Origin of the sequence: Pseudomonas sp. 21615526 (assembly GCF_013386245.1) — a bacterium.
In the GTDB taxonomy this organism is placed as follows: domain Bacteria; phylum Pseudomonadota; class Gammaproteobacteria; order Pseudomonadales; family Pseudomonadaceae; genus Aquipseudomonas.
Map to the genome: position 1 here is coordinate 5593 of NZ_JACAOM010000037.1, position 10400 is coordinate 15992.

Below are 10400 nucleotides of genomic sequence, written 5' to 3' on the forward strand. Positions count from 1 at the left end.
CTCGGCATGCCCGCACTCCGTGGTTCTGCTTTTCTGTGGGAGCTGGCTTGCCTGCGATGCAGACAACTCGGTTTTTCAGATACACCGAGGCGATGCCATCGCAGGCAAGCCAGCTCCCACATTTGAACCGTGCCCGCTTTAACTTTTGATTTTGCTTCACAACACTCCAAAAGTGAGCCGCTGTAAGAGCGGAACCAATACCAGCCCTGACCGCAGCAACGGATATGCCCACCTCACCCCGCCCAAAAAAGAAGCTTTTATGACAAAAGTTCGGTAGTCCCCAGCGACCCCCGTCTTGGCTATGTAACGCGCTCAACACCGCCAAAAAAGGCGACGTCAGAGCCGCAAGCAGGATGCCAGGAGTGGGGCGAATGGGAACTATGGAACGTTACTCGAAAGTCGGCATGCAGGAGCTCGACCAGCGCCTGTCAAAGATCGTCGAAGCCGCACGCAAAAAACCGGTCTCGGTCTACCGCTATGGCGCACCGTGGGTATGGATCGTCTCCCAGGACGACTGGCAAGGCGCGCTCAAGGAAGTCTCCAGCTACATCCCCGCAGGCCATTCACTGGTCTTGCTGCGCCCGCAGATCGACGACATCCTCGACCTCCACCGCGACCTGCTCCAGGCCCAACCCGGCACCCAGATCGCCCCCCAGACCGTCTTGCAGATCCTGCTGCTGCAACTCCTGTACTCAGTCCCCAACGAACAGCAACTGCACGAACAACTCAACTACAACCTGCTGTTCCGCTGGTTCGTCGGCCTCGACCTGAACCAGAAAGTCTGGGGCATCAACCTCCTGCAACGCGACATCGCCACGTTCCTGAACAACCCGCAGGCGGTGCAGTTGATCCAGAAAATCATCGGTGAAGTGTTCTGTGGCGCCTTGCTGCACATGCCGGAGTTCTCCCTGAACTTCGCCCTGCTGCACACCTGGCTCGCCCGGCACGGCAACACCTCGATATCCAGCAATTGAACAGGCCAAACGCCGGGCAAACGGCGACGGCAATCATCTTGAGTAAACCAGGGGGCGGTGTGGAGCATCTGTTCAAATCAACGCTGGCGCTGTGCTGGCTGACGCTGGGTGCACTGGCGCAACCGCTACAGGCCGAAGAGCAGGGCACCCAGCCCGAGCCTCCGGCACGGCTGGTGGACGTCAACGAGTACTTCGTGCGCGGCAACACCGTGCTCGACGCTCGTGCGATCGAAGAGGCGGTGTACCCGTTTCTCGGCCCGCAAAAGACCCTCGCCGACATCGAAGGCGCCCGGGATGCCTTGCAGAAGATCTATCAGGCACGCGGCTATCAGTCGGTGTTCGTCGAACTGCCGGAGCAGAAGGTCGATGACGGAATCGTCTACCTGCAGGTCAGCGAAACCAAGGTCGGGCGCGTCCGCGTGGTAGGCGCCAAGCACTATTCGCCGGTGGAAATCCGCGACGAAGTACCCGGCTTGAAGGAGGGCGCGGTTCCGGATTTCACCAGCGTGCAAACCCAACTCGCCGGCCTCAATCGCAGCGCCGGGCGGCAGGTCACGCCGCTGGTCCGCGAAGGCCAGCGCCCCGGCACCATGGACGTCGACCTGCAGGTGGAAGACCAGAACCCCTGGCACGCCAGCCTCGGCCTGAACAACGACTACAGCGCCGACACCAAGGAGCTGCGCAGCGTCGCGACCCTGGGTTACGACAACCTCTGGCAACTGGGCCACAGCATTTCCCTGACCTACTTCACCGCGCCCCAGGACAGCGACAACGCCAAGGTCTGGTCGGGCGCCTACACCGCGCCGCTGACTGATCGCTGGAGCCTGCAGTTCTCCGGTTATCAGTCCGACAGCAACATCGCCACCATCGGCGGCAGCAACGTGTTGGGCAAGGGCCATTCCTATGGCGTGTCGGCGATCTACAGCCTGCCGGCCAGTGGCAATTGGGCCAATTCGTTCTCTGCCGGGGTCGACTTCAAGGACTTCAAGGAGCAGATGAAGTTTGGCGGCAGCACGGACGATATCCCGCTGAAGTACGCACCGCTGACCTTCGGCTACAACGGCTACCGCTACACCGAGCAGTCGCAATTGGGGCTGGGCTTGAGCCTGGTGGTGGGTACCCGCGCGTTCTTCGGCTACGGCAGCGACGCCGAGGAGTTCCAGTACAAGCGTGACAAGGCCAGCCCGAGTTTTGCGGTGCTCAAGGGTGACCTGAATTACACCTACACCTTCGGCAACGACTGGCAGTCGGCGTCCAAGGCCGGCTTCCAGCTGGCCTCGGGGCCGCTGGTGTCCAACGAGCAATATTCCGCTGGCGGCGCTACGTCGGTACGCGGGTATCTCGCCGCCGAGCGCACCGGCGACGAAGGCTACCTGTTGTCCCAGGAGCTGCGCACGCCGTCCCTGGCCAAGTTCCTCGGCAGCTACGTGCAGGAGTGGCGCTTCTATGCGTTTGCCGAAGGCGCACGCCTGCGCCTGCATGACCCGCTGCCCGAGCAGGAAGACGAATACAGCCTGGCCAGTGTCGGCCTCGGCACCCGCGCCAGTTTGAGCAAGTGGTTGTCCGGCAGCCTGGATTGGGGCTACCCGCTGCTTGAAGGCCCAAATACCCAGAAACAGGACTCGCGACTGCACTTCAGTGTGCAGGCGACTTTCTGACCCCTTTTTTCGGAGACTCCTGACATGCAACGCCTATTTCTGAGCCTGTTGATCTGCCTGGGCTTCGCGCTCCCGGCCACCGCCCATGCCTGGTGGCAGGACGATTGGCACTACCGTAAACAGATCACGGTGGACACCACCTCCCAGGGCGCAGCCATCAGCCAGGCCCTGGGCCGCACCGCGCTGCTGGTGCGCCTGCACACCGGCAACTTCAGCTTTGACGGGGTCAAGGACGACGGCGCCGACCTGCGCTTTGTCAGCGCCGACGACAAGACCGTGTTCAACCACCAGATCGAAAGCTTCGACCCGCTGATGGGCATGGCGCTGATCTGGGTCGATGTGCCCAAGGTCGAAGGCGGCCAGCGCCAGGACCTGTGGATGTACTACGGCAACCAGAAGGCGCCGGCCACCGCCAACGGCCAGTTGACCTTCGACCCGAACTACACCGCGCTCTACCACTTCGACGGCGCCAACGGCACGCCGCCCCGGGACACCACGGCCTACGGCAACACTGCCGTGAACGCTACCGGTGCGAGCATCGACGGCGTGATCGGCCGGGCCTTGCAGTTCAGTGGCCAGCCGTTGCTGCTGCCAGCCAGCCCGTCGCTGCAACACGCAGCGGGCGGCGCCTTCACTTTCAGCGCCTGGTTGCGGGTCGACCAGGCCAGCGGCGAGCAAGTGGTGGTGGCCCGTCGCGAGGGCGCCCACAGCCTGTTGCTGGGCTTGAACCAGGGGATGCCGTTTATTGAAATCGACGGCCAGCGCGCTGTCTCGACCCAGCCGCTGAACCCCGGCCAATGGCAGCACCTGGCGTTCACCGCCGAGGGCGACAAGGTCTCGCTGTACGTCAACGGCCGTGAGACCGCGACCCTTGCAGTGGCGATGCCGGCGTTCAATTCGCCACTGGCCATCGGTGCCGATTTGCCGGAAGCCGCCGGCGGGCACCTGCCGTTTACCGGGGCCATGGACGAACTGCGCTTGTCCAAGGTCGCGCGCCCGGCAGCCCTGTTGCTGGCCGATGCCACGGCCCAGGGCGCCGAGTCGAAACTGGTGGCCTATGGCGTGGATGAAGAACAGTCGGGCTTCGGCTTCGGCAGCCTGGGGTTCCTGCTCAAGGCGGTGCCGGTGGATGCCTGGGTGATCATCCTGGTGCTGGTGGGGATGATGTTCCAGTCGTGGTTCATCATGCTCCGCAAGAACCGCCAGGTCAGTCGCGTGAGTGCTGCCAACGATATCTTCCGCGAGCAATTCGCACAGATCGGTACGCGCCTGGAGATGTACTACGACGACGCGTTGCTGGCCGAGCGCCTGACCCATTCCTCGCTGTGGCGACTGTACCGGGTCGCGGTCAAGGAAATCCGCACTCGCCGCGCCCAGGGCGCCGACACCTCGTCGGTCTCGGCAGCCACCATCGAAGCCATCCGCTGCTCCATGGACGGCGTGCGTACCCGGGAAAACCAGCAGCTCGGCGCCAAGCTGTCGACCCTCTCCAACGCGATTGCCGGTGGCCCGTATATCGGCCTGCTCGGCACCGTGCTGGGGATCATGGTGGTGTTCCTCGGCACGGCGATGGCCGGCGACGTGAACATCAACGCCATCGCCCCGGGTATGGCGGCGGCCTTGCTGGCCACGGCCATGGGCCTGTTTGTCGCGATCCCCGCGCTGTTTGGCTACAACCGCCTGATTACCCGCAACAAGGAAGTCAGCGCCGACATGCGCGTGTTCGTCGACGAGTTCATCACCCGCCTGGCGGAGATGCACGGCGAGAGCCAGCACAGTGAAGCGGCGCACCGTCGCGACCACCACGCCCACGTCTCGGCCTGAGGAGAATCAGCATGGCTTCCGTGAATGCCTCCCACGACGATGACGATGACGCACCCGTCGACAGCATCAACATCACGCCCCTGGTGGACGTGCTGATGGTGGTGTTGGTGATGTTTATCCTCACCGCCACCGCCCAGGTCTCGGGGATCCAGATCCACCTGCCCAAGGCCAGTGCTTCGGTATCGCTGTCCGAGGCCAAGACCAAGGCCATCTCGGTGAACGATGGCGGCCAGGTGTTTCTCGACGCTTACCCGGTGACCTTGCCTGAGCTGGAAGAGCGCCTGCGCATCGAGAAAGCGCTGAACCCGGACTTCCCGGTGATCGTGCGCGGCGACGCCATGGTGCAGTACCAGAAGGTCATCGAAGTGCTCGACCTGCTGCGTCGCCTGGAGCTGTCCCAGGTCGGGCTGGTCACCGGCAAACCGAGCCAGGGCTGAGTCATGACCGCACAGATGCCGATCGCGCCGACGCCCCTCAAGAACAAGCCGCCATTGCGCCCGCTGAAGTGGGGCATCGGCCTGCTGCTGGGCGCCGTGGCTGCCTGGTTTCTCTGGCAGTGGGCCAATGACATGAGTGGCGTGCGCCGTGAAGCGCCCAAGGTGCCGACGATTATTCCGTTGCCGCCGCCGCCACCACCGCCGCCGGAAAAACCCAAGGAACCGGAGCCCGAGGTGCAGGAGAAAGTCCCCGAGCCGGAGCCCACGCCGACCCCGGACGAGGTCAAGCCCGAGGAGGAAGCACCGCCTTCACCGGCGGACGACCTGGCCAACCCGATGCAGATCGACGGCGACGCGCAGTCCGGTACCGACGGTTTCAACATCGGTGCCGGCAAGGGCGGCGGCATGGCCGGTTCCGGTGGTGGCGGGCTCGGCACCGGGACGTTCAAGCAGTACCTGGCCGGGGTGTTCCAGCGCCTGCTGCGGGAAGACCCGGAGCTGCGCAAGAAGGCCTACACGGTGCAGGCCGACCTGTGGCTGAGCGCAGACGGCGAGGTGACGCGCGTGGAGCTGGCCAAGTCCAGCGGCGACGCCGACACCGACGCCCAGGTGCTGGCCGCATTGCGTGCCACACCGCGGCTGAAGGAACGCACACCCACCTCAATGACCCTGCCGGTACGCCTGTCCCTCAAGGGCCGGCGCCCGGATTGATCGAACCCTTTTTTGCAGTTTTCTACAGGAGTTGTGTGCAGATGATTTCCCACGTGAATCGATTGACCCTGGCGGTCGGCATGGTCATCGCGACCCTGGTCGGCCAGGCGACGGCCGCCGCCGCGCCTTCGGAAAACGCCACGATCAACCTGATCCGCCTGCTGGTGCAGCAAGGTGTGCTCAAGCAGGAACAGGCCGACGGGCTGATCGCCCAGGCTGAAAAAGAGGCTCAGCAGGCACGTCAGGCCAGCACCGCCACGGCGGTAGCGGCAGGCCCAGTGGCGGCCCCCGGCGATGTGCGGGTGCAGTACGTGCCGGCCGCGGTGCGCGACCAGATTCGCGACCAGGTCAAGGCCGAGGTCATGGCCACCGCCAAGCAGGAAAACTGGGCCCAGCCCAACACGTTCCCGGAGTGGGTCTCGCGCATCAGCTTCGACGGCGATATTCGCCTGCGGGATGAGTCGCGCTATTTCTCGGGCAACAACAGCAATGAAATCGTCGATTACGCCAAGCTCAACGACAGCGGCCCCTACGACGTGAACAAGAACACCAACACCAAATTGCCGCCGCTGCTCAACACCCGCGAAGACCGCGAGAACCTGTTCCGCCTGCGCGCCCGCCTGGGCATGAAAGCCGTGATCTCGCCGGAATGGACCGCCGGCATCCGCCTCGGCACCGGCAACGACAACAACCCGGTGTCCACCACCCAGACCCTGGGCGGCGGCTTCGGCAAGAAAGACATCTGGCTCGACCAGGGCTACCTCACCTGGAAGACCACCGACTACATGACCCTGACCGCCGGACGTTTTGCCAACCCGTTCTATTCCACCGACATGATGTATTCCGGCGACCTCAACTTCGACGGTGTGGCGGCGATCTTCAACCACAAGCTCAACAGCGACTGGGGCCTGTTCGGCACCCTCGGCGCGTTCCCGGTGGAATACAGCCCCGACACCGCCACCACCAACGGCTTCGACAAGGACGAGAGCGAAAACAAATGGCTGTTCGGCGGGCAGATCGGCGCCGACTGGAAGATCAACCGCAGCAACAGCCTGAAGGGCTCGATGGCCTACTACCACTTCGGCGATATCCAGGGCGAACGCTCCAGCCCTTGCTCGCCGTGGGCCGGCCAGCCGGCGTGCGATACCGATGGCACGCGCCTGGCCTTCATGCAGAAGGGCAACAGCGTGTTCCTGCTGCGAGACATCACCCCCAACCCGGCAACGCCTGGCCTGACCCCGCAACCGCAATTCGTCGGCCTGGCGTCCAAGTTCAACGTGCTGGACCTCAACCTGGCCTGGGACAGCGAGCTGCCGGAAGACCTCAAGCTGCGCAGCCAGACCAACTTCATCCACAACCTGGCCTACGACAAGGGCGAGATGCTCAAGCGCAGCGAAGGCCAGATCGTCAACAACCTCAACAGCGACGGCCAGTTTGAAAGTGGCGGCAATGCGCTGCTGGTGCAGTTCACCCTCGGCAGTGCGCTGGAGATGCGCAAGAAGGGCGATTGGAACGTGCTGGCCGGCTACAAATACATCCAGCCGGATGCCTTGCCGGACGGCTTCAACGACTCCTCGTTCCACCTCGGCGGCACCAACGCCAAGGGCTATTTCATCGGTGCCAACTACGGCCTCGACAAGAACATCTACGCCAGTGCCCGTTGGCTCAGCGCCTCCGAAGTGTATGGCGCGCCGTTTGAAGTGGATGTCATGCAACTGGAACTCAACACGCGCTTCTGATGCGCCGGAGAAAGCTCATGAACACGCGAATTTGCGGCCTGCTTCTACTGCTCGTCACCACCGGCGCTTCGGCTGAAGGCATGGAGGAGCGCCTGCGCACTCAGCTGCGCAGCACCACCCAGCAGTTGCAGGCGCTGCAAAGCGAGCAGGCCCAGGCCAGTGCCGCACGCATCGCCGCCGAAACCCAGGCCAAGCAGGCCCAGGCGCAGGTCAAGCAACTGACCGCCGAACTGGAAAAGACCCGTGGCGTGGCCGAGCAACTGGTGGGCCAGCAACAGAGCCTGCACAGCCAGGCCCAGGCCCAGGTGGCCGCGAGCAATGAGCAGGTGGGCAAGTTCAAGAAAGCCTATGAGGACTTGCTGGTAATCGCCCGGGGCAAAGAAACCGAGCGCGCACGCTTGCAGGCGCAACTCACGGAACGTGACACACAAGTGCAGCAATGTTCAGTCAAGAATCAACAGATGTACGACGTGGCCCAGCAGTTGCTGACGGCCTACGAAAAAATCGACGTGGCCGACGTGATGAGCATCCGCCAACCGTTCGCCAGCAGCACCCGGGTCAAGTTCGAGGAACTCGCCCAGGGTTTTGGTGACGGCCTTTACCTTAATCGGTTCGATGCTCCACAGACCGTCACTAATCATTGATCGACAAGGAAGAGACCCCTATGAGCGACGTACAACTGATCACCAGCGTGACCCCGCAAGCCTTGACCGAGCTGCTGCAGGAAGCCGGCTACCGGGTCAACCAGACCGAGCAGAACGGCATCGTGCAATTGCTCAGCGCAAGCCAGGGCATCGGCTTCGCCGTGCGTTTCGGCAACCCGGCGGCAGAGCAGGGCAGCTACGTGGACTTCACCTACAGCTGCGCGCTGCGGGTGCAAGGCGAATTGCCCGAGGGGCTGGCCCAGGTCTGGAACGCTTCCCGACGTTTTGCGCGGTTGTCGTTGCAGGGTGAGTTCCTGCTGATGGAGATGGACGTGGTGGCCGCCGGCGTGGGTGCGCCGTACTTGCGCAATCAGCTGGAATTGTGGGACCGCCTGCTGCAGGAATTCATCGTCTACCTGCGTGAATACAGCCAGCAAGCCGCCCAGCTTCAAGCCCAGGCCGACGCCGCGCCTGCCGTCAATGCCCGTGAAGAGGCGCCTGCCCTGTGAAGAAACCAACCCTGGTGGTCGGCGCTGGCGCCCTGGTGGTGCTGGCGGTCGCGGTGGGGTTGAGCCTGCGGCCGGGCAGTGACCCGGTCGCAGCCCAGCAGCCGGCGCCGGTGGCCGTGAAGGACGGGCCGGCGGTGGCGCGCCTGGGCAACCAGCAGATCGACCTCGCCGAACTCAAGTCGGTGTTGGCCGCCTTGCCGACGGAAACCCGCGAGCAGTTGCGTGGCAACCGTGGCTCCCTGGAAACCTGGCTGCGTTCGCGCCTGGCGCAAAAGGCCGTGCTTGAACAGGCCGATGCCCAGGGCTGGCGGCAGCGCCCGGAGGTGGAGCAACAGACCCGCGCCGCCACCGAGCAGATCGTGTTTCGCGACTACATGTTGTCGGTCAGCCAGGTGCCGACGGATTACCCCAGCGCCGCCGAATTGCAGCAAGCCTATGACAGCGGCAAGGCACAATGGGTGACGCCGCCGTTGTACCAGGTCAGCCAGATTTTCCTGGCCGTGAGCGACCCGCAAACCGTCGACAATGTGCGCCGCCAGGCCCAGGAGTTGAGCCGCAAGGCGCAGGCCTCGCCGGGCGAGTTTGCCGCCCTGGCCAGCCAGTATTCCCAGGACCCCGACAGCGCCCGGCGCGGTGGCGATTCCGGGATGCAGCCATTGCAGCAATTGGTGCCTGAAATGCGCGGTGTGGTGGCGCGGCTCAAGACGGGCGGGGTGTCGGAGCCGGTGCAGAGTGCGGCGGGTTTTCACGTGCTCAAACTCACTGGGCAACAACCGGCGCGCACGGCCACGCTGGATGAACTGCGTGGCCGCCTGACCGAGGCCTTGCGTGCGCAACGCCAGGAGCAGATTGCCAAGGCCTACCTGGAAGGCATGCTCAATACCGCGACCTTGAGTATCGATGGCGCCGAGCTGAACAAGGTGCTGGAGTAAAACCGTATCACCGCATTGGATGCACAGTACCCACAAGACAGGGAGTCTCCCATGGTATTTGTTGAACCGGCTGTACCCCACGGCGTCGCGCCTTATCGTGCGTCGACCGAATCCCGCGAGGCCTGGCTGGCCCTGGCGGCCGCCATCGAGCCCGAGGTGGCGCAGTATTTCCTGATCAGCGCCCGCTGTGGGTGTTTCATGCAGGCGGCTCGCAGCCTCAATATCAAGGCCACGCAGTTGCGCAAGCGCCTGGCGCAGCTGGAAGAGCAACTGCGGCGTTCGCTGTTCAGCTATCAGGGCAATGTCCTGGCCCTGAGTCGTGAAGGGCAGCAGTTGCAGGCGCAGTTGATTGCCCTGGCGCATGAGCGACGCTTGCCGGTGCTGGAGCAACCGTTGATTCGGCTGGCGGTTGCCGAGTCGATCCTGCATGACATTCTGGGGCGGGACCTGATTGCCCTGTTGCGGCGCAATGCGAGTGTGCGGTTGGAGATCATTTCCATCGACAGCGAGTTGGGGTTGCAGGCGCTGGATGCGGATGTGGTGGTGTGGTTGTCGGGGATGGATTCGCCGGGGGCGGGGCCGAGTTTTGCCATTGGGGCGCCGGAGGTGTTGGCGCGGTTGGATTATTCGCCGCATATTGCCAAGCGGTATTCGCGGTTGGCAGTGCGGCCGGACAGCATTGAAGACCTTGCGGATTATATGTTGGTGCAGTGGCAGCCGGACCGGCAGGTGGAGGCGCTGCGGCCGTGGAATAGCCTGGTGGAGCAGCGGCTGGCGGGGGTAGTGCGGGTGGAAGCGTATCCGCTGATGCTGGAGATGATTCGGTGCAGTGCGTGTATTGGGTTGTTGCCGCGGTACATGAGTTGTTTTGATCGTGGGTTGACGGCGTTGGATGGGGTATTTCTGGAGGGGATGCAGCGGCAGGTCTGGATGGGGGTGAGTGCTGATGTGCGGCATCCGCTGGAGGTGGGG

General features: G+C 63.7%; 10 protein-coding genes. All 10 read left to right on the forward strand.

All coding sequences use genetic code 11. The features are described from left to right. The first annotated feature begins 380 nt into the window (after positions 1 to 380). Positions 381 to 974: a transposase gene (locus HX786_RS13275; protein ID WP_087694077.1), complete on the forward strand. Its 594-nt coding sequence runs from the start codon at positions 381 to 383 to the stop codon at positions 972 to 974. Between the two features lie 59 nt (positions 975 to 1033). Continuing rightward, positions 1034 to 2632: a ShlB/FhaC/HecB family hemolysin secretion/activation protein gene (locus tag HX786_RS13280; RefSeq protein WP_178912194.1), complete on the forward strand. Its 1599-nt coding sequence runs from the start codon at positions 1034 to 1036 to the stop codon at positions 2630 to 2632. A 24-nt stretch (positions 2633 to 2656) separates the two neighbouring features. Then, entirely contained in the window at positions 2657 to 4456 is a 1800-nt protein-coding gene (locus HX786_RS13285; RefSeq protein WP_178912189.1) for a DUF2341 domain-containing protein, read from the forward strand. Positions 4457 to 4467: 11 nt separating this feature from the next. Beyond that, the gene (locus HX786_RS13290; RefSeq protein WP_003211540.1) at positions 4468 to 4893 is read left to right on the forward strand and encodes a biopolymer transporter ExbD; all 426 of its coding nucleotides are present in this window, start codon (positions 4468 to 4470) and stop codon (positions 4891 to 4893) included. A gap of 3 nt (positions 4894 to 4896) precedes the next feature. Continuing rightward, positions 4897 to 5604 carry an energy transducer TonB gene (locus tag HX786_RS13295; protein ID WP_134326876.1) on the forward strand — a complete coding sequence of 236 codons (708 nt, stop codon included), beginning with the start codon at positions 4897 to 4899 and terminating at the stop codon, positions 5602 to 5604. Between the two features lie 41 nt (positions 5605 to 5645). After that, on the forward strand, positions 5646 to 7343 hold the full coding sequence (locus HX786_RS13300; protein ID WP_178912190.1) for a putative porin: 1698 nt from the start codon (positions 5646 to 5648) through the stop codon (positions 7341 to 7343). A gap of 17 nt (positions 7344 to 7360) precedes the next feature. Continuing rightward, positions 7361 to 7987 (forward strand): hypothetical protein, encoded by a 627-nt coding sequence (locus tag HX786_RS13305; RefSeq protein WP_008430322.1) that lies wholly within the window; start codon positions 7361 to 7363, stop codon positions 7985 to 7987. Positions 7988 to 8007: 20 nt separating this feature from the next. Beyond that, positions 8008 to 8496 carry a YbjN domain-containing protein gene (locus HX786_RS13310; RefSeq protein WP_087694073.1) on the forward strand — a complete coding sequence of 163 codons (489 nt, stop codon included), beginning with the start codon at positions 8008 to 8010 and terminating at the stop codon, positions 8494 to 8496. Beyond that, positions 8493 to 9428, forward strand: coding sequence for a peptidylprolyl isomerase (locus HX786_RS13315; RefSeq protein WP_178912191.1), 936 nt, complete (start codon positions 8493 to 8495; stop codon positions 9426 to 9428). Before HX786_RS13310 ends, HX786_RS13315 begins: the two co-directional genes overlap by 4 nt. Positions 9429 to 9479: 51 nt before the next feature. Next, positions 9480 to 10400, forward strand: a 921-nt coding sequence (locus HX786_RS13320) for a LysR family transcriptional regulator (protein WP_178912192.1), incomplete at its 3' end; no start/stop codon positions are given.